General features: G+C 53.8%; 16 protein-coding genes. 13 read left to right on the forward strand and 3 right to left on the reverse strand.

The genetic code is table 11. From position 1 onward, the window contains the following. The first annotated feature begins 31 nt into the window (after window positions 1–31). Both CBE73_RS14320 and CBE73_RS14325 read left to right on the forward strand, forming a co-directional pair. Window positions 32–1,717 (forward strand): sigma-70 family RNA polymerase sigma factor, encoded by a 1,686-nt coding sequence (locus tag CBE73_RS14320; protein WP_094094775.1) that lies wholly within the window; start codon window positions 32–34, stop codon window positions 1,715–1,717. A gap of 118 nt (window positions 1,718–1,835) precedes the next feature. After that, entirely contained in the window at window positions 1,836–2,939 is a 1,104-nt protein-coding gene (locus CBE73_RS14325; RefSeq protein ID WP_244905490.1) for a Glu/Leu/Phe/Val family dehydrogenase, read from the forward strand. A 147-nt stretch (window positions 2,940–3,086) separates the two neighbouring features. On the opposite strand, the gene CBE73_RS14330 is transcribed toward CBE73_RS14325, so the two are convergent. Beyond that, window positions 3,087–4,109 carry an alpha/beta fold hydrolase gene (locus tag CBE73_RS14330; RefSeq protein ID WP_094094777.1) on the reverse strand — a complete coding sequence of 341 codons (1,023 nt, stop codon included), beginning with the start codon at window positions 4,107–4,109 and terminating at the stop codon, window positions 3,087–3,089. A gap of 145 nt (window positions 4,110–4,254) precedes the next feature. On the opposite strand from CBE73_RS14330, the gene CBE73_RS14335 reads away from it, so the two are divergent. Then, window positions 4,255–5,139 carry a LysR family transcriptional regulator gene (locus CBE73_RS14335; RefSeq protein ID WP_094094778.1) on the forward strand — a complete coding sequence of 295 codons (885 nt, stop codon included), beginning with the start codon at window positions 4,255–4,257 and terminating at the stop codon, window positions 5,137–5,139. A gap of 147 nt (window positions 5,140–5,286) precedes the next feature. On the opposite strand, the gene CBE73_RS14340 is transcribed toward CBE73_RS14335, so the two are convergent. After that, window positions 5,287–6,225 (reverse strand): hypothetical protein, encoded by a 939-nt coding sequence (locus CBE73_RS14340; RefSeq protein ID WP_157739563.1) that lies wholly within the window; start codon window positions 6,223–6,225, stop codon window positions 5,287–5,289. A gap of 422 nt (window positions 6,226–6,647) precedes the next feature. Here CBE73_RS14340 and CBE73_RS14345 point away from each other — a divergent pair, with 422 nt between their 5' ends. The 9 genes from CBE73_RS14345 to CBE73_RS14385 all read left to right on the forward strand — a co-directional run bounded on the left by CBE73_RS14345 (window position 6,648) and on the right by CBE73_RS14385 (window position 17,255). Beyond that, window positions 6,648–7,523 carry a DUF4097 family beta strand repeat-containing protein gene (locus CBE73_RS14345; RefSeq protein WP_094094780.1) on the forward strand — a complete coding sequence of 292 codons (876 nt, stop codon included), beginning with the start codon at window positions 6,648–6,650 and terminating at the stop codon, window positions 7,521–7,523. Window positions 7,524–7,564: 41 nt separating this feature from the next. Continuing rightward, on the forward strand, window positions 7,565–8,560 hold the full coding sequence (locus CBE73_RS14350) for an acrylyl-CoA reductase family protein (protein ID WP_094094781.1): 996 nt from the start codon (window positions 7,565–7,567) through the stop codon (window positions 8,558–8,560). 400 nt (window positions 8,561–8,960) lie between these two features. After that, window positions 8,961–9,809: a hypothetical protein gene (locus tag CBE73_RS14355; RefSeq protein ID WP_094094782.1), complete on the forward strand. Its 849-nt coding sequence runs from the start codon at window positions 8,961–8,963 to the stop codon at window positions 9,807–9,809. A gap of 272 nt (window positions 9,810–10,081) precedes the next feature. Beyond that, complete coding sequence (locus CBE73_RS14360; RefSeq protein ID WP_094094783.1) at window positions 10,082–11,629, forward strand: M23 family metallopeptidase; 1,548 nt, start codon at window positions 10,082–10,084, stop codon at window positions 11,627–11,629. Between the two features lie 180 nt (window positions 11,630–11,809). Beyond that, window positions 11,810–12,529, forward strand: coding sequence for a response regulator YycF (gene yycF, locus CBE73_RS14365; protein ID WP_094094784.1), 720 nt, complete (start codon window positions 11,810–11,812; stop codon window positions 12,527–12,529). 1 nt (window position 12,530) lies between these two features. Next, window positions 12,531–14,360: a cell wall metabolism sensor histidine kinase WalK gene (gene walK, locus CBE73_RS14370; protein WP_094094785.1), complete on the forward strand. Its 1,830-nt coding sequence runs from the start codon at window positions 12,531–12,533 to the stop codon at window positions 14,358–14,360. After that, entirely contained in the window at window positions 14,357–15,631 is a 1,275-nt protein-coding gene (locus tag CBE73_RS14375) for a YycH family regulatory protein (RefSeq protein ID WP_094094786.1), read from the forward strand. Before walK ends, CBE73_RS14375 begins: the two co-directional genes overlap by 4 nt. A 65-nt stretch (window positions 15,632–15,696) precedes the next feature. Then, a complete protein-coding gene (gene yycI, locus CBE73_RS14380; RefSeq protein WP_094094787.1) occupies window positions 15,697–16,440 on the forward strand; it encodes a two-component system regulatory protein YycI in 744 nt (247 codons plus the stop codon). Between the two features lie 8 nt (window positions 16,441–16,448). Continuing rightward, window positions 16,449–17,255 carry an MBL fold metallo-hydrolase gene (locus tag CBE73_RS14385; RefSeq protein WP_094094788.1) on the forward strand — a complete coding sequence of 269 codons (807 nt, stop codon included), beginning with the start codon at window positions 16,449–16,451 and terminating at the stop codon, window positions 17,253–17,255. On the opposite strand, the gene CBE73_RS14390 is transcribed toward CBE73_RS14385, so the two are convergent. After that, on the reverse strand, window positions 17,224–17,430 hold the full coding sequence (locus tag CBE73_RS14390; protein WP_094094789.1) for a hypothetical protein: 207 nt from the start codon (window positions 17,428–17,430) through the stop codon (window positions 17,224–17,226). The two genes, CBE73_RS14385 and CBE73_RS14390, sit on opposite strands and share 32 nt — an antisense overlap. 883 nt (window positions 17,431–18,313) lie before the next feature. Here CBE73_RS14390 and CBE73_RS14395 point away from each other — a divergent pair. After that, window positions 18,314–19,636, forward strand: coding sequence for a S1C family serine protease (locus CBE73_RS14395; protein ID WP_094094790.1), 1,323 nt, complete (start codon window positions 18,314–18,316; stop codon window positions 19,634–19,636). Window positions 19,637–19,793: the final 157 nt, after the last annotated feature.

Consider the following 19,793-nt stretch of genomic DNA (forward strand, 5'->3'; position numbering starts at 1 on the left):
AAGCATACGGGAAGGAAGGAGATGAGCTTACATGCAAGAACGCAGCGGCAGACGGCCCGGATCTCCCGCGAGTACTGATCAGACTGATGGACTGAAGAAGGAGGGAAGCCAGAAGCAAGAACAGCAAGAATGGCAAGAAAATCCAGAACGGCGAGAACAGCCGGTCCATTTGCTGGTGCGGCAGGCAGCAGGTGGTGATCGGAACGCTGTGGAGGAGCTGGTCAGACGGTTCAGCGGCATGGCGCTGGCAGTGGCTTATGATAAGCTGCACGATCCTTATCTGGCGGAGGACGTGGTTCAGGACGCCTTGACTGAGGCTTTGGGCAGTTTGCGGAACCTGCGGGAGCCGGAGGCCTTTCCAGGCTGGTTTAAAAGAATGGTGGAGCGAAAATGCTACAGGCTGCTCCGTTCCCGGACCAGACAAGCCGGGAGGGTTGTATCCGATGAAGAGGTGATGAGGCATCAGCTTGCCCTAAATGGAGAAGGTGATCCTGCGCTGGTATGGGAGCAAAGGGAGCTTAGGAATTCGTTATACGCTTCTATTGAGGGACTTGCGCCCGGTCAAAGGCTGGCGGTGAGGCTGTTTTATTTGAACGGCTATTCGCTGTCCGAAATTTCGGCTTTTCTCGGCGTTTCGGTTGCCGCTTTGAAAAAACGGCTGTTCGACGCCCGCTCCCGGCTCAAACAATCCCTTCCCGTTGCTGACTTTATTCAGGTCTACAGCCACCTTTATGAGCGAGGAACACGTATGCTGCATTTGGTCAACGGCGATCACGTCGCAGAGAAATTAAAGCAGGGGAAGGTTCAAGGAGATATCCTGCCTTGGCGGGAGCTTTATACATTTGGTCCGGTAGCCCCCGATATGAGAAACGAGGAGCTGCGTAAACGGCGTGCTGCTTATCTGGAACAGACCCTGGGGATTCCGGAAGATTTGTATATTGGTCAATGTGAAGAACAGGAGGCTAAACTCGAAAGAGCCGGTCAATATGATGAGATCGTTTTATGGTTTGAGCACGATTTGTACGATCAGACGATGCTGGCCTATTTATTGACCGAGCTTGATCGGTTGGGTCTATGCTCCGGAGCCGGGCAGGTCCCGGTCAGCCTGCTGTGCATCGGGGACTTTCCGGGGATCGAGATTTTTCGGGGATTGGGACAGCTTACGCCCGAGCAGCTAACCTCTTTGTCGGGAACGTGGAAAAGAGTCGGGGAAGCCGAGCTTGAGCTGGTCAGGAAGTTTTGGGATGCTTACACTTCGCCCGACACGAGGGTCCATGCGGCGTTTCTGAAAGAGGATTTAAGCGCGCTTCCTTTTGCCAGAGCTGCTTTCGAGGCTCACCTGGCCCGGATACCCTCGGCGTTTAACGGATTAGGATGGATAGAGCAGACGGTATTGGAATTGATCGGAAGCGGTATCCATCATCCGCATGAGTTATTCCGGCAGGCTGGCCTGCGGCTGAATGTCCTGGGGTTAGGGGATTTGGAGTTTTGGTATGGGTTAAGCCGGATGTGTCAGGGCTCACAGGCTTTGCTGGACATCCGGGGACTAAGCGCTTTTCCGGATTACAGGCATACGGCTCCAGACTTCAGAGATTGTACGCTGGAAATCACCTCGTTTGGCCGTCAGGTGCTGCAAGGAGAGCAACATGCAGCGGAGCTGGCAGATGCCGGGCTTTGGGTAGGAGGCCTCTATTTGGAGGGGAAGAAATCGGAATGAGATTTTTCCCCGAAGGAACTGCTCCTAAAGTCAGATCCGTAGTCCATGTTAGAATATTTACCTCCTTCTAGGCGCTGAACGGACCCGCCGTCCACCTGTCGAATACACTGATAGTCAAATGAATTTAATCAGCTGTGACTTCATCAGCAAGGACAAGGGGATGAATGGGATGCAGGTTTGGGAAGCGATGGCAGAAGAAGGATTTGAAGAGATCGTTTTTGCAAGTGATCCGGCTAACGGCCTCAAAGCCGTCATCGTCCTGCACAATACGCAGGCCGGACCCGCACTTGGCGGCTGCCGGATGTGGAACTACGCTTCCGAGGAGGAGGCGCTGACGGACGCGATGAAGCTAGCGCGGGGTATGACCTACAAATCGGCCATCTCCGGACTGCCTTACGGCGGCGGGAAGGCCGTCATTTGGGGCGACCCGTCCAAGGACAAATCGGAAGCGATGTTCCGTTCGTTCGGCCGGTTTCTGCAGCGGCTGAAGGGACGGTACGTCACCGGGGTGGATCTGGGCACCACCGTGCAGGATATGGATGCCATTGCCCAGGAAACGTCTTATGTCACCGACATGACCGGCACGCTGGGCGGGAGCGGCAATTATACGGCTGAGATGACCGCCTACGGCGTTTATTTGGGCATCGAGGCGTCTTTGCAGGAAGCGGAGGGCAGCCGGTCGCTGGCGGGAACAAGAGTCGCCGTCCAGGGACTCGGCAAAGTGGGCTATGCCCTTTGCCGGTATCTGCGGAAGGCGGGGGCGGAGCTGCTCGTGAGCGACGTGAACGGAGCACTCACGGATCAGGCAGTCCGCGAATTCAGCGCCTCGGCGGTATCGCCGGGCGCGATCTACGCGCAGGACTGCGAGGTGTTTGCGCCCTGCGCACTCGGCGGCGTGCTGGACCGCCGGGTGCTGGCGCAGCTCTCGTGCCGCGTGGTCGCCGGCGCGGCAAATAATCAGCTAGCCTCTCCGGAGGCGGCCGCTGAGCTGAAAGCCCGGGGCATTCTGTATGCCCCGGATTATGCCATCAACGCCGGCGGCATTATCGCCACGGCGTTGGAGCTGGCGGGAAGCGGCGCCGAGGACATCCGGCGCCGCGTCGAGACCATCGGCCCTACTTTGGCCGATGTGTACCGCCTGGCCCGCAGCGCCGGCCTGAACACGGCGCAGGCGGCAGGCCAGCTGGCCGAAGCCAAGCTGGCGGCCAGGCTGCAGCGGTGAATTTTCCGGGTGCTGCATCGGCCATCCCCTACAGCTCACCCTTTGCCCGATTAGCTGCAACAAACCTCCTGAGGAACGAAGCCCTCTGCTCCGCTCTCAGGAGGTTGTTCAGCTGTCAGACTTCTTCAGCTAAAGCTAGCCCCAAGATCATTTATCGTGGGTGCCAAGGGCTAACAAACGTTTCAGGTTATCATCAATAAAAAGATTATCTGCAGTGTTGATGCCGCGGCCGGCAAAATGGCCCCAAATCGACGGAATGGGCTTAAAGACAGCATTAGGCATGAGCTTGGCTTCGTATTTATTATCGTCGGCTGAGCAGAAGAGATCCGTACTCCCCGGCATGATGCAGGCCAGAGCTTTTATGCTGCTAAGCGCTTTCTCGAAATCTCCATTGTAGGTGGGGTTTGCACTAATATCTGCATGCTGCCCTGTATCTAACATAGCCAGGACATTATGCGGATCCATCTTCATAAAGCTATGCTCCCAGACGCCGGCCACAAAATCCTCCAAGGCGTCAAAGCCTAACTCCCGGTAAAGCTCCTCTCTATAAAACGCTTGCGATAATCCCCATCCCGCATAAACCCGTCCAACAGCGCGCATGTCTTCGGAAGTCAGCCGGTTTAGTTGGCTTGAATCGAAGCCCACGGCACCCAGCAGTGCAGCTTTTACACCGTCCAGAACGACAAAGGTATGGGGCCAAGGTTTGGCAATTCCCGCGAAAGGCGCAATTCGTTCCACCATCTCCGGGTAACTTGCCCCCCACTGAAAGGCTTGAATGCCTCCCATGGACCAGCCCACTACGAGTGCGATCTTTTGAATGCCAAATTGTTCGGTCACCAGCCGATGCTGGAAACTAACGTTGTCATAGATGGTTACCTGGGGAAAATGAGTCCGGTCAAACGGAGGGGCCGTGTTGCTGGGAGATGAAGATAATCCGTTGCCCAGCAGATTGGGAACGATAATAAAATATTTCTCCGGATCCAGGGCCATTCCGCTGCCAATCAGCCATTCATTCTGAACATGCTGGTCACCAAATGCAGTCGGATAGACGATAACATTATCTTTTCGTTCATTTAGTCTCCCATAAGTCTTATAGGCCAGAAAAGCGTTCGGCAAAATCACCCCTGATTGCAAGGTGACATCCCCCAAATTAAAAATCTCATAATCCATCCTAAAGGCCTCCCTTCAAATGAAACCACACGTTCACGGTAAGATGTGATTTCTTGTGCTTAGTATAGAGCTGTGATACTCTCAGTGAAAGTGAATAGAAATCATAGTAGTATTCAATAATTTTGAAGGTATGGGGGATCGTTAGATGGAGCTGCGTCAACTGAATACGTTCTGTACGGTTGCATCAACCTTAAATTTCACTCGGGCCGCAGAGGTGCTGAACTACGTGCCCTCCAACGTCACCATGCAAATAAAAGCCTTGGAGGAGGAGCTGGACGTTCGTCTCTTTGACCGCTTGGGCAAGCAGCTGGTTCTCACAGCAGCGGGTAAACGCTTTTTGATTCATGCCCGGAGCGTTCTGGACAAATTGGACGAAGCCCGCAGCGTTGTTCACGATAGCGAGTCTTTAAGCGGTACTCTGACGATAAGTGCCAATGAGGTTATTTGCGCGTACCGGCTTCCTGCTGTCTTTCAGCGCTTTCGTTCACAGCATCCCGGCGTTCGCCTGATCTTCCGCTCCGTTCCCAATCAAGAGCTCAAACAAACTCTCTTTGAGGGAAGCTCAGATATCGTCTATATGCTTGACGAACCCATTCGCTCGAGCGGACTTGCCGTAGAACCGCTGTTAGAAGAAACCTTCCGCCTGTTTGCTGCTCCGGAACACCCGCTTGCCAGGCAAAAGGAGCTGCAGCTGGAGGATTTTCATGGAGAAGTGTTCCTGACGAATGAAAAAGGTTGTCCCTATCGAACCATGTTTGATCGGTCATTTGAGAAAGAGGGCATTGATAGCATTACGTATTTAGAGTTTCAAAGTGCAGAAGCCATTAAGCAATGCGCTATTTCGGGAATCGGCATAGCCTTTCTCCCAGAAATCGTAACGGAAGCCGAGGTAGAACGCGGTGAACTTGTTGCCCTTCCCTGGCGAATTCCCGATCTTCGTGTGTATACACAGATGTTGTGGCATAAAGACAAGTGGCTTTCACCCATCCTGTTGTCTTTCATAGAAGCGGCAAGAGAAGTTCTGGCTTAAACCCCTATGGACTTAAGGGTATGCACCAAACGGATCCGGCGGTATGAGAACGACCTTCGAGGCGCGAAGGCGTGCCCGTCAGGCTATCCATTCTGGAGCAGCATAAGCATAAGCAGAAAACCTGGGAAGAAAGGGTCTGGCAAAGGGCTAACGACCTGCCTCAATTGTCCCCGTTTTTTTCTCCAGCACATGCGCCGTGACCAGATAATCCCGGTCCTCATAATCGTCATCCACAAAATCCCATAGCAAGGTATATTCCGCCTGAAGCTTAAACTTCGCCAGAATCGGCGGCTGCAGGTGAGCAAACGTTCCCGGCAGACATAAACCCAATTGGGCAAACTCCGGCAAACGCTTGTGAATCAGGCCAAGGTTGTCCCGGATCCGGCCTTGGGTCAGCGCCTCCGCTTTGAGCTTGGCAGGACTGCTGGTGCCGGTCTTTTTCAATTTCTGGAGCAGCAGAACGTCCGTCAGGTGGATTACAATTCCGCTTTCGGCCAGTCGTTCATAAATTCCCGCAAAAATGCTCCCATGAATCCGTTCAATCAGCCGGTCCAGCTGGAGGCCGAATGCAGGCGTGTAGACGGCTTTGCTGTTCTCCTTATAGAAGAAAGCCGAAATCAGCTGCGACGAGAAGCAAAGATTCATCACGACATCAAAGGGCGGCTTAAGCTTGGAAAAATCAACGGACGGAGCGAGCGCCGCCGCCTTCTCTTTCAGTTCACTCAGCGAATGGATCTCATTCCCGATGCCGGTCAGATCGATAACCGCTTTGATGAATTTGCCCGGCTGCTTGACTTTGGCCAAAAGGCGGTCGAGCGCTTGTTCATCAATATCAACGATCGTAATTCGTTCAAACTGAGACTCGATAAACGAGATCGGTACATCGTTCCCGTTCCCCGCACCGAGCAGAAGCAAATGTTCACGTCCACTGCGGCTTTCGGCCAGCGTCTGCTCCAGCATCCTGCGGATCTGCTCCCGGTAGCCTGTCCAATGCTCCCAATCATGCCGGGTTGTGTTGTTTCGCAGCGTATTGGCATTGCGGATTTTGGCGTAGGGCACGCGGACTCTCCTCTTGAATAGATTCATGGCGACTCCCTTTTCTATATTTTTCTATAAAATTAAGATCAGATCAAAATGGAATATGGCGCGATTATAGCTCTTTTTGCAAGGCGGGGACAAGTTTTAATACGGTCTTGACGAAGAACATTCACAATAAAAGGGGCATTCAAGTTGAATTTACGGCTGGAAAGCAGGAGAATACAAGTAGGTACGGGAACTTGTTTTTACCAGAATGAGAAAAAAGGCCTCCCCGGAACGGACGACGGATTCACCTTTATACATACTCCATCAAGTGTTGCATAAGCGCAGGTTAAACATTTAGAGGTGGAAATCATTTGAGGCTGGATAGGAAGTGGAACAGAGTGCTGACCGGCATCTCGCTGTCGCTGCTGCTCTGGAGCGCAGGCTGTGCCAAGGAAGCTGGTCAGAACGGGTAGAATGAGGGCGTTGTGGCAGAAGCAGCTCAGCAGAAGTTCACGTTTGACAAAGGAATCATCACGGAGGAAATCACCAGCAAGCTGCAAAAGGTCACCATTTCCAATGAGAACGGAACGGTTGAGTTGAGGCGGAGCACGGGTACAAATATCGAAATTCATACGATCGTGGAAGTGAGCAGGTCGACCAAGGAAGAGGCGGAGGATCTTGCTTCCCAGTCGGAAGTACAGGTAAAGCAGGCAAGAGGCAGGAACCTCTCTATCGGCACAGGGGAATTTGTCCTCCAAGTTCCTGGCAGGCCATGCATCCATATGACCATCTCGCTGCCGCAGACGTTCGATGCCGATCTGGAGGGGGAAATCGCAAACGGCGATGTGGTAATGACGGATATGCCGGGGACAGGGAAGATTAAATGGGTTACGGACAATGGTAATCAGATGATAAGCGGCACCGATGCCGACCTCACACTCCAGTCCGACAATGGCCGTATTCAGATTCATGATGCCGGACAAGACGTGAAGGCAGAGGTTTCAAGCGGCCGGATTGAAGCGGTGCAGGTCGGGGGAGTGCTTGATGTAAAAATCAGCCGTGGGCAGCTTGACGTCAACGACGCTGCCTCTTTCATGGAAGCTTCTGTTGAAGCCGGAGACTTCAACATTACAAGCAGTATAGTCGGAGGGAATTGGCGGGTGTCCTCAGAGCTGGGCGACGTTACACTGGCTTGGCCGAAGGAGGCCTCGGTAAAGGTGGATGCCTCAGCCTCGCTGGGGCAAGTTCAGTCGGACTTTGACCTTAAGCTGAACAAGAACCTGGCCGCCGATTCGCTGAATAAAGGCAAATACAGCATCAAGGCCTCTACGCTGGGGCAGATTCAGCTGCAAGAAAGTTAAATCTGAACGGGTAAAAAGTAAGACATATGGAGGGAATAAAAATGTCGGAAACCTTTAGAGCTTTGCTTGTAGAAAATGAAGATACCTTTAAGGTTGGCGTAAAAAAAGTCTCCCTGGCCGATCTGCCAGAGGGTGACGTTCTGATTAAGGTCGCTTATTCCAGCGTCAATTACAAGGACGGACTTGCCAGTATTCCAAACGGTAAAATTGTCAAAACGTACCCGTTTATTCCGGGCATTGACCTGTCCGGCTACGTTGTATCCTCCAGCAATGAACGTTTTAAACCCGGACAGCCGGTCATCGCCACCAGCTACGGCATCGGCGTTTCGCATTTCGGCGGTTTCAGCGAATTTGCGCGGATTCCGGGTGAATGGGTGATTCCGCTGCCGGATGGCATCGATTTGAAAGAGGCGATGATTTACGGGACGGCTGGTTTTACGGCGGCCTTGTCGATTCAGCGGCTGGAGGAGAACGGGATGGCTCCAGGACTCGGCAAAGTGCTGGTGACAGGCGCTACCGGCGGGGTTGGCGCATCGGCTGTGGCGATGTTGTCCGTTAAAGGCTACGAAGTGGTCGCCAGCACGGGTAAATCTTCGGAAGTGGAATATCTGAAAGCGCTGGGCGCCTCCGAAATCATTCCCCGGATTGAGGAAGAAGGAGACCAACCGAAGCCGCTGAACAAACAGTTGTGGCAGGCGGCCATTGATCCGGTCGGCGGCCAAACACTGGCCTCGATTCTAAGCCGCATCGCTTACCGAGGTTCCGTAGCGGTGAGCGGACTGACCGGCGGCACGGGAGTGCCGACAACAGTGATGCCGTTTATTTTACGAGGCGTTAACCTGCTGGGGATCGATTCCGTATTCTGTCCGTACGACCTTCGTGTGAAGGTATGGGAACGGATGGGCCGGGATTTGAAGCCGGCTGACATGGAGCCGCTGATCAGCAGTGAAATTGCACTGGAGAGCCTGCCGCAGGCGCTGGACGATATTTTGAAGTCACGGACGCGGGGGCGTGTTCTGGTGAATATGGAAGCATGAAGAAGCTAGATGGACTGGATGGACATGTAAGGAACCAACAAAGAACCAGCAAAGAACCAACAAGAAATAACACGAGGTAAAAACAGGGAAGAAAGCAGGTAAGACAAGGGACAAACAAGCTACTAACAAGCTACAAACAAGAAATGGAATGACAGCTAAAGACCTGCCTGGTGCGTGTGGACGCACTGGGGGGTCTTTTTTTTTCGGGAGTTTGTGATAGAGAAGGTAGAAATCCCCTCCTCCGCGGGCATACTGGTTACCACCGGGGCTGGCAGCCAGGTTCCCGGATAAACGGCTGGGTCTCGTCTCGGCTATGACAAACGGATTGAAGGGCTACAAACAGCTCAAGTTCTAATGCCAATCTTCTATTCAGTTGTTTCGCTTAAGGAGGAGTAAGGAAATGAAATGGGTTTATCGGATATTGCTGGGGATGGCGGCGACCATTCTGATATGCGGTTTGACCGTGCTGACCACGGGACTTGTTGTTAATGGTTATGTCCAGTCGCTGCTGAGCAGCATGAACATCAAATGGGAAGGCCAGCCCTCCGGGTTGGGCAGCGTGCTCAAGCTGGGCTGGAACGGCCCGTCTTCCGGCAGCTCCTCGGAAGAGCAGGAGCCGGATAGTCTGGCTGCTTTCGGACTGCCGGGCGGCGGCGATGGCGGCGATAGCGGGGATGATGCTGACGATGCCGGCGACAAGGCCGGGAACCAGGCATCATCTGGCACGAGCGATGTTCTGACTCCTGACAGCAGTACGAGCGGGACGACCAGCAATGAGGCGGACACAAATACAGGGGAAGAAGGGGATCTTTCTTCGGGAGACGTTCAGGGAGCGGACGGCTCTGGCAGCGGCGGGGACGGCATCGGAAGTGGAAGCACTATCAGAGACGGTAGCTCGGGCGCCAGCACAACGAACGGAGCGGGGGCATCCGGCTCAGGCGGCTCTGCCTCCGATGACGCTCTGCCCGTGATAGGCGGCGGCATCGATTCGGACACGGAGGGGAGTCAGGGACAAGATCCGGTCGTCACGCCGGATCAGCTGTCGGCCAAGAAGGATGATATTCCGGCGGATGAGAAGGAAGAGGTCTTCTCCATGCTGATGAACAAACTGCCGGAAACCGAGATGCAGAAGATTACGACAGCGATGGAAGGCGGGCTTACGGAAACCGAGCTGCTGGAGATTCAGCAGATTCTTTCCAAATATCTGAGCAAAGACGATTACGCGAAAATGCTCAAAATTCTCAAATAGAGCAGGCATGTTCACCAAAAATTCAAAAGGTCTGTGCTTGAGGGTGAGGATTCGAATGGAATAGTTAATTTTTTGAAAAAAAGAGCAAGGCAAGCTGAAACCCGCGGAAATCGCGGGTTTTTCGCATTTGTGAACAAAGTTGAAATTGTTCCCGGGGCTATGTTAAAGTTAGCATAGTGTAAAAAAGGTTAAAATTTTGAAACTTTTTTTTGTCGAATGTAACGGGTTAAAACCAGGTTTGACAGCAGGTTTCAGGGGTGAAGGAGTGCAAGATGAACGATTTGAATCAGGAACAAGTTCAAAAGGACCAAGCCCAGCCTGGGTTAATGAAATTTTTGAAATCCAGAAAAGTGATCCTTAGCGCAGGAACCGTCCTGCTGGCTGGCGGCATCTTCCTTGCCGGTCATCAATATGTCGAAGCAAACAAAGTCCCTTATTATCATGTCTATTATAATGGCCAGGAAATTGGCGGCATCAAGAATACGTCCCAGCTGGAGCAGGCTTACAAGGAGAGGCAGGCCGAGCTGGACAAGCAGTATCCGGACGCGAACATCGTCCTGCGGACGGATAGCGTAACCACCGAGCTGCAGAAGGAATATAAAGCGGATGTGGACAGCAAGGCGACTCTGGACAAGCTGGAAGAGCTGCTTCCTTACCACGCGGAAGGCGTCGAGATCAAGATCGGCGGGGAAACAGTGGCCGTAGTGAAGGATGAGGCAGCGGCTGCGGAGGTACTTAATGAAGTATCAAGCAAATACGTCCCCGGTTCGGCACCAGTGTCGACGGATTCTATTAAGCTGACCCGTCTATCGGCCAGCGACTCGGCCGTTCCAACACCTTTGGCCAAGACGAAGAAGACAGCGGCTAAGACCACCTCTTCTTCCTCCGTTCCGCAGGTGGAGTCGGTCAAGTTTGTTGAAAAGATTGAGGCGGAGCCTTTTGCCGGCAGTGCGGATCAGGTTTTGTCCGTCGAAGAGGCCGCCAAGCGGCTGCTGCAGGACAAAGAGGAGTCCGTTACCTATAAGGTGAAAGAAGGAGACACGATCTCCGAAATTGCCAAACGGATGGGCACCACGCAGAAAGAGATTTTTCAGCTGAATCCGGGTCTGTCCGAGCTCAAAGTGCAAATCGGCCAGGAGCTGAACATTAAGAAGGCGAGCCATACGTTGACGGTTCAGTCCGTTGAACGCACTTATGAATCGGTTGTGACCGAGCCGCCGGTAGAGACCCGCACGAATTCGAAGCTGGCTGAAGGCAAGACGGTTATTGCTTCTCCGGGCGCGCATGGCAGCAAGATCATGAACTATGAGGTCGTTAAAGAGAACGGAAAGGTTGTCAGCAAGCAGTTCATCGGTCAAACCGTGACCAAGGCTACCTCGCCGAAGATTATCGTCAAAGGCACCATGAAGATTGTCAAAGCTTCAGCCAAGAAAACATCGGCGTCTTCGTCCTCCTCTATGTTCGCTTGGCCGATTTCTTCGCCGACGATCACAAGTCCTTTCGGCACCCGCTGGGGAGAGATGCATAAAGGCACAGACATGATCTCCTCCAACTATACGATTCATGCAGCGGCGGACGGCAAGGTTACTTTTACCGGGGTCAAGACGGGTTACGGCAACTGCATCGTGATCAAACATGCGAACGGCTATGAAACCTTGTACGGACACCTCAGCAAAATCAGCGTCAGCACCGGAGATAATGTGAGCCAGGGTGACAAAATCGGCATCATGGGCAGCACTGGGCATTCTACCGGCATTCACCTCCATTTCGAGATTCATAAAAACGGAGAACTTCAGAATCCGACGAAATATTTGAACTGATCTTCCTATTTTCTATAGCAGACAAGAACCGGAACCATCCGCCTCGGCGGGTGGTTTTTTCCGTTAGGGCCGGGGATAGAGAATGCCCAGCTTTTTTTAAGCAATTTAGGAGCAGCCCATCCAGTTATGTTAAAATAGAGCCAGAATAAGAAAGTTTGTTAGGCGGGTGAATCTATTCATATGCAGGGGAAAATCCTGGTCGTAGACGACGAACAGCCGATTGCAGATATTTTGAAGTTTAATTTGGAAAAAGAGGGCTACGAGGTCATTTTGGCCTTCGACGGTATTGAAGCTGTAGAGCTCGCTTTCTCGGAGCGCCCTGACCTGATTCTGCTCGACCTGATGCTGCCCGGCAAGGACGGGATGGACGTATGCCGCGAGGTACGCGCCCGGCTGGAGACGCCGATCATCATGCTGACCGCCAAAGACGGCGAGATCGACAAGGTGCTTGGCCTCGAGCTGGGAGCGGACGATTACGTCACCAAGCCGTTCAGCGCCCGGGAGCTGCTGGCCCGCGTGAAGGCACAGATGCGCCGCCAGGCGAAAGCCCAGGTGACGGAGGAAGAAACGCCGGCTGCCCCGCAGGGCATCCACCTGTATGATCTGTTTATCGATACGGATATGTATACGGTGTATAAGAACGGCGAACCGCTGGACTTGACGCATCGTGAGTATGAGCTGCTTTATTATATGGCCCGCAACGCCGGGAAAGTGATGACGCGCGAGCATCTGCTCCAGGCGGTGTGGGGATTTGAATATTTTGGCGACGTCCGGACGGTGGACGTGACGATCCGCAGGCTGCGGGAGAAGATCGAAAGCGATCCGGGCAAACCGGAGGTCATCTTGACCCGCCGGGGGCTGGGTTATTTGATCCGAAGTACAAAGAATGGCGGTTTCTAGCATGAAGCTGCCTTCTTTCGTCCGCACGATTCAGGCGCGCCTGATCATGATTTACGTGCTGCTGATTCTGATTGCCATGCAGCTGATCGGCGTCTATTTCGTCAGTGCGATGAAGAATTCGCTGATCAGCAATTTTACGAAGGATCTGGAATCCAGAGCTGAGCTGCTGTCGGTGCTGGTGGCCCAGAATTTGGGCGGGACAACGGCCGGAACGGGAGCTGCTGACGAGTCTTTAGACAACCTGCGGGTGCTGGCCAACAACCTATTCAACATCAACGGGGCGGAGATTCAGGTGCTGGACGCAAGCGGCAAGGTGCTGACAACGTCCAAACCGGCCCATGCCGATTATGTCGGGCGCAAGAACACGCAAACCGTGGTCAGCCGCGCCTTGCAGGGGATCAGCGATAACGAGGAATACATTATTGACGATGACGATATCCGGAAAAAGGTCGTCGCCAAGCCGGTCGTCAGCGGCGGCAAAATCGTCGGCGCTGTCTACATCGCCGCTTCGCTGAGCGATTTGTACAGCACGATGGAGCGGATTAACAGCATTTTTATATCCGGTTTATTGATTGCGCTTGTGCTGACCGCCATTCTTGGCGTTATTCTGGCGCATACGATCACATCGCCGATCAAGGAGCTGACGAAGCGGGCGACCGCCGTGGCGGAAGGCGACTTCAATCAGGTCATGCCTGTGCTGGGCAGCGACGAGATTGGTCAGCTGAGCCATGCGTTCAACTATATGACGAGCCGGCTGCGCGATGCGCTGGCCCAGAATGAGGAAGAGAAGGAGAAGCTCGCCTCCATTCTGACGAATATGAGCGATGGCGTAATCGCTACCGATGAAGCCGGAAAAATCATCCTGATGAACCGCCGCGCAGCCGCCATGCTCCAGCTGGAGCATGACGAGAACGGCCGGGACATCGCGGATGTGCTGCAGCTGCCTTCGGCGCAGCAGGAGGATCTGCTGCAGGGCACGCTGCCGCCGGCCCTGCTGGAGACGGGTGGAACGCCGGACGAGCCTTCGCTGGTCCGCGTGACGTTTACGCCGATCCACCGCCGGGGATTAGGCATCATCGGCACGATCGCCGTGCTCCAGGACGTGACGGAGCAGGAGAAGCTGGACACGGCCCGGCGCGAGTTCGTGGCCAACGTGTCGCATGAGCTGCGCACGCCGCTGACGACGATCAAGAGCTATACGGAAGCGCTGGAGGATGGGGCTCTGGAGCATCCGGAGCTCGGTCCGCGTTTCGTGCATGTCATCCAGAACGAGACGGAGCGGATGATCCGGCTGGTTACAGATCTGCTGCATCTGTCCAGGCTGGACTCGAAGGAGGCCTCGCTGCGCAAGCAGCAGACCGACTTGAGGGAGATGCTGGAGGACGTGGAGGACCGTTTTGCTTTCCAGATGAAGCAGAAGGGTATCACCTCGCATATTCAGCTGGAAGATGAGATCGATCCGGTCTGGATGGACCGCGACCAAATTGATCAGGTGCTGGACAATCTCGTCTCCAATGCGATGAAATATACACCGGAAGGCGGGGCCATCACCATTGGAGCCGCCGAGACCTCAGACGGCATGGTCGAAATTTCCGTCCAGGACAACGGAATCGGCATTCCGAAGAAGGATTTAAGCCGGATCTTCGAGCGCTTTTACCGGGTGGATAAAGCAAGGTCGCGCAATATGGGCGGCACCGGTCTCGGTCTGTCGATTGCCCGGGAAATCGTAATGGCTCACGGAGGCAAGATTGAGCTGTATTCCGAGCTCACCAAAGGCACAAAGGTGACCTTTACGCTGCCTACCCGGCCTGAAGGGGGCGAACAGGCATGAAGGAGACGCTGAAATCGGCTGCGCTTGCGCTTCTGATCGCGGCCAGTCTGGTGCAGAGCTATTTTCTTATTTACAGGCTGCCGGGTACGAATCCGGTCGTGAAGACGGAGAATGACTATGTGGCTACGGAGAATATGGGAGCTGCGATGGAAGCTTCCAGCATGATTTTTCCGAAACAGCTGGTCGTGCATCTGGGCGACAATAAACACACGGTTTTTTATCCGGATTCGACGTTCTATAATTTGATCTTCTCCCGCCTGCAGGGACGGCAGTTCGACGGGTTCCAGCGCGATGTGGCGCAAAGCAGGGACTGGGCGAAGATCCGCAGTGAAGATGAAGGCATCGAGCTGGAGTTCGGGACGGGCATCCCGGTGCCGCTGTTGCAAAAGATTATGCAGATCGCCCCGGATCCGCTCTTTGAGAGCGAAAGCATTGACCGGATCTTTCTGTACAGCTCCAAGAACGAGGACAAGGTGCATGTCTTCTTCTTCAGCGTACAAGGAGATGTTGTTTATGAGGCGGCCAAAGCCGATTTGACCGTACAGGATTTGAAGCAGCACGTAGATTTCGGGCGAAGCTGGATGCCTTATACACTCGTGGATAACACCTATTACGTGCCGGACAAGCCGATTGAGATGGTAGAGAGCACGCTGGAGACGGGCCAGTATACGCTGGAACAGATGCAGCGCAGCTTCTTTGATCCGAGCATTACCCGCAATATCCGGGAGAAGGACGGATCGGAGATCTACACCGATTCCAAGCGTAGTCTGCAGGTCAAACAGAACCGGAACTGGATCAATTATACCGATCCGGCGGTTCCGGCGACCGGCGAGACCAGCCCGGACAAGAACGCGCTGTCTGCGGTTGATTTCGTCAACCAGCACGGCGGCTGGAGCGGGCGTTACCGCATGGAGCTTGGGGAAGAGACCGACGGCAAGCAAACGGTCCGCTTCCAGCAGTATTACGACAATTACCCGATCATCGACGTGCCGGATTTCCATTACGGCATCATGAAGCTGGAGATGCGCGAAGGCACGACAACGGGGTATGAACGGTCGATGCTTTATGTGAAGACGGAGAACCAGTCCAAGCGGATCGTTCAGCTCCCTTACGGCGAGGATCTGCAGGCCCGGGTTGCGGCCGCAGCGAAGAACAGCCGGATAACCGCGCTTTATCCGGGTTATCGGCCGTCTATGGGAGAAGCGGGAATAACGCTTAAGGCGGTATGGGTGCTGGAGCTTGAGGATGGTACGGTGCAGGTCTTGCAATAAGCGGATGAAGGCAAGGCGGCGGCAGGCTGCCTGCACAAAGCCGCAAAGCGAAGGAGGTTAAGGATTTGGATTGGAGCCGGGCGAAAAATGTGCTGATCTACGCGTTTTTACTGCTGAACCTGGTGCTGGGTTATCAGCTTTGGACCGATTTGCGCGAGCAGGCGGACGAAAGTCCGGATCTGACCTCCCTGGCTGGCAATGTGCAGAGGGCGATGGACACGAAGAACATCAAGGTGGCCGCGGCGATTCCGACGGAAACGCCGGAGCTGCCGAAGATCAATTACCGCTTTGCCGATATGGACGGCGAAAAGCCGAGGATGCTGGACAAGACGGTGTACAGCAAGCTGATTTTCTCACCGGATGAGCTCGTTACAGGGCTGAAGGACAGCATTCCCGACATTGGGAATTATCGGTATGATCCGGTGGAGGACGGCGAAGGGAAGTTTGTGATGCATCCGCTGGTCGAAGGGAAATACCCGCTGTTCCGGGTCGATCTGGTGCTGTATTACAGCGAGCAGCGGATTGTCTCCTATACGGAGCAGCGGATTGAAATCAGTTCGATCGGGGAGGAAGAAGGGCAGCGGGTGCTGTCGGCCTCCAAGGCGCTGGGCAATCTGGTTGAGAACTATTTGCCAAATGACTCGGTTGTCAAATCGATTGAGCTCGGGTATTATGGGGAATTGTTCAACTCGGATGCGCAGGTAGCTGCCCCGGCATGGCGGTTTGTGCTGGAAAGCGGAGAGGTGTTCTACGTGCAGGGGATCAGCGGTGATGTCATCAGCGCCGGGAGTGATAAAACAAAGGAGTAATGGGGAAAATGGGTATACGTTTTACGGTGTTGTCCAGCGGTTCAACCGGGAACGCGACGGTGATCGCTTACGAAGATATTAAACTGATGATCGATGCGGGCTTCAGCGCCCGCCGAATAGACGAGCTTCTTTCGGAACGGGAAGTGGCCGGCGGGGAATTGAACGGCATTCTGGTGACGCACGAGCATTCCGACCATATTAAAGGGCTTGGAGCAGTGGCGCGCAAATACAATTTGCCGGTCTATGCCAATGAGCTGACCTGGGCGGCGATGGAGAAGCATATCGGCGCGATTCCGGACGAGAACCGGCGCGTCTTTGGCACGGGCGAGACGAAGGATTTCGGATCGCTGCGGGTGGAATCTTTTCCGGTGTCGCATGACGCGGCGGAGCCTGTGGGCTACTGCTTCTATGACGGCAAAGAGAAGCTCAGCGTCGTGACCGACCTGGGGTATGCGAGCGACCGGGTGATGCAGGCCATCTCCGGTTCTGACGTACTGGTGCTGGAAGCGAATCATGACGTGGAGATGCTGCGGATGGGCCGTTATCCGTGGAACATCAAACGCCGGATTCTCGGCGATATGGGGCACTTGTCCAACGAAGCGGCGGGCGAAGTGATGAGCCTGCTGATGAACGGCCGCGTGAAGCGGACGTATCTGGCTCACCTGAGCCGCGAGCACAACATGCTCGACCTGGCGAAGATGTCCGTCCGGGAAGCGATGGAGGACCGCGGCTGCTTCTTCAAGGACAGCGAGTTCAAACTCTGCGAAACGTATTACGACCGCCCTACGCCATGGGATAAGGTGGGGGATTTATAAACCCGTCGAGCCGAAGGGCCCGTTCCTCGACTTCTTCGCGGGTCAGGATGCCTTTCTCAATTAACAGCTCCATCATCACGCTGAGCATCAGCAGATTGTGGTAATGGCCGTCCTTCAGATCGGCAAGCTTGGCGAGCATGTTGACTTCATTCATTGGGGAGAAAGAGGATTCCATCGTTGATCGCTCCTTGGTCCTGGATTTGAGTGTTGAAGGCTGACTTGAGATCGTTATAAGGAAGTCATTTGATAGAAGACTAGGCCAGTTGGCAGAAGGCAGGCCCAGTTGGTACAAGGATAAGTCAATTGGCATTGGCCGGTTCCCCGCTGAGAAAGCGGAGGCCGGTTTTTTTTGTGAAATAGGGTGAAGTTAGCAGCGAAAAGGGTAATAAAAGGTACGAGAGACGGCTTGAACTTGAGCCTTCAGGGGCTTGGTGGTCGTTTCATGAAAATGCGTTCAGGGATAGCCGATATTTGGTTCATTTTACCTATATGAATGATCTTCTATGACGGTCGGATTGTGATAAAATGAATCTATCAATGGTTACTAGTATAGTCGCCAGGCTGGCGAAATATTCCTGAATCCGGCGGATGTTCCTTGAAAGGGGAACAGGTTTGAAGAAAAAGCTGGAAAGAGGGCAACAATCCCGCTTGTTGAACCGTATATAAAGTAAAAGAATAGGCAAAGTTGCTTATTGCTCCGATCGTTCGCCGCTGCGGTGAATACGGGGCATATGGATGTAGAGCATAATTGAACGTATTTAGAGTAAAAAGATTGAGCGCAACTGAGCATTTTGAACCAGATTGCAGACCTGGAAGTGGAGCTTCAGCAAGATGCGGCTTAGGGGCGAAACGCTTGAGAATATCGGCTATCCGGCCGCATATGATGAAGATGGATTCTGCTCCGGGCCCCTTTAACCTCCTGTTTTGAAAATGAAATGAAACGCGGTGGAATTGGCCCGTGTGATCAGGAATCACCTTCCGGATGTTTTTGGCTGAGACAGCCGGAGGAGACAGATAACAAGCAAGCCGGAAGAAAGCACGGAGGGGAGCATTTTAAAATGGGATTGTTTGATGATGATTTTTATTCCACGAAAGTAACCAGAAAGGCCCGTTTGGTCAAAGGCACCGAAGGGAAATGGAGTACGCCCCGCAAGAGCCGTAAAGGGCTTACCACCACGCAGATTGCCGTTATATGTTCGGTACTCAGCTCCGTAATTGCCGTTGTTTTGTTCAGTTATATTACAGGACTCCCCTCCTCAACCCAACATGCCGGCGCACTTGCAGTCAGCTCAAGCGGCGGCGATGATTACGATGAGAAGATTATTCAGGCTTCAGCCAAGGTCCGCCCTGCGGTGGTAAGCATTGTTAATTATCAATCCGACAGCGTGTCCGCTGGTGTGTCTGAGGACCCTTCTTCCTCCTCTTCGGCACTGGGCTCGGGCGTAATTATTAAGAAGGACAGCGGCAAAGCCTACATTGTAACGAATAATCACGTGATTGAAGATACTCGAAATCTGGTGGTTGTGACGGCAGACGGCGTCTCGAAGAAAGCCAAGATCGTCGGCCAGGATTCGGTTACCGATATTGCTCTGCTGGAGATTGACGACGAAGGGATTACAGCTGTGGCCGACATTGGCGATTCCACCAAGCTGCGCCTTGGCGAGACTGTAATCGCCGTTGGCAATCCGCTGGGTCTCAGCGGCACGCAGACTTCCGGGATTATCAGCTATACGCACCGGATTGTGCCGGTCTCCCTCAATCAGGACGGCGTTTATGATTGGGAGCAGGAGGTCATTCAGACCGATGCGGCGATTAACGAAGGCAACAGCGGCGGCGCTTTGGCCGATTTGAACGGCAAGGTGATCGGGATCAACACGATGAAGATTGCCGACACCGGCGTGGAAGGCCTGGGCTTTGCGATCCCTACGGATCAGGTCATGAAGACGGTCGACGAGCTGATGAAGTACGGCAAGATTTCCCGGCCGTACCTCGGCGTGTATTCGCTTGATCTAGACAATCCTTATTCGCCTTTGACGGAGGAGCAGCGCCAGGATTTGAAGCTTCCTGAAGACGTGACGCAGGGCGTTCTGGTGCTGGAAGCCCATGGACCTGCGGCGCAAGCGGGCCTGGAGCTCAACGATGTTATCGTCCAGCTGGACAAAACGAAGATCAATTCAACGCTGGAGCTTCGCAAATATCTGTACGACGAGAAGAAGATCGGCGATAATATGGACGTGACCTATTACCGGGGCGGCAAGCTGCAGACGACAACGTTGAAGCTGATCGAGAAGCCGGCCGACGCGGAAGCGAATCCGGATGGCGATGGTTCGTCGGATCCGTCCGGTCAGGACGGAGCGGAATCGGATGACTCCGGGAAATAACGCTTCAAGGTACTCGCAGAGCTCGATGAGCTAATGCTTTAAACGGGGGAGCCGGGATGCAGAAAGTTGCGCCCGGCTTTAGTTTTTTTGGGAAAAATGGAGAATAGTAAGGAAGGTTAGCGAATAATGGCGTTCTGCCCTGGTAAATGAAGTTCTA

The sequence above is a fragment of the Paenibacillus physcomitrellae genome, from assembly GCF_002240225.1.
Taxonomy (GTDB): domain Bacteria; phylum Bacillota; class Bacilli; order Paenibacillales; family Paenibacillaceae; genus Fontibacillus; species Fontibacillus physcomitrellae.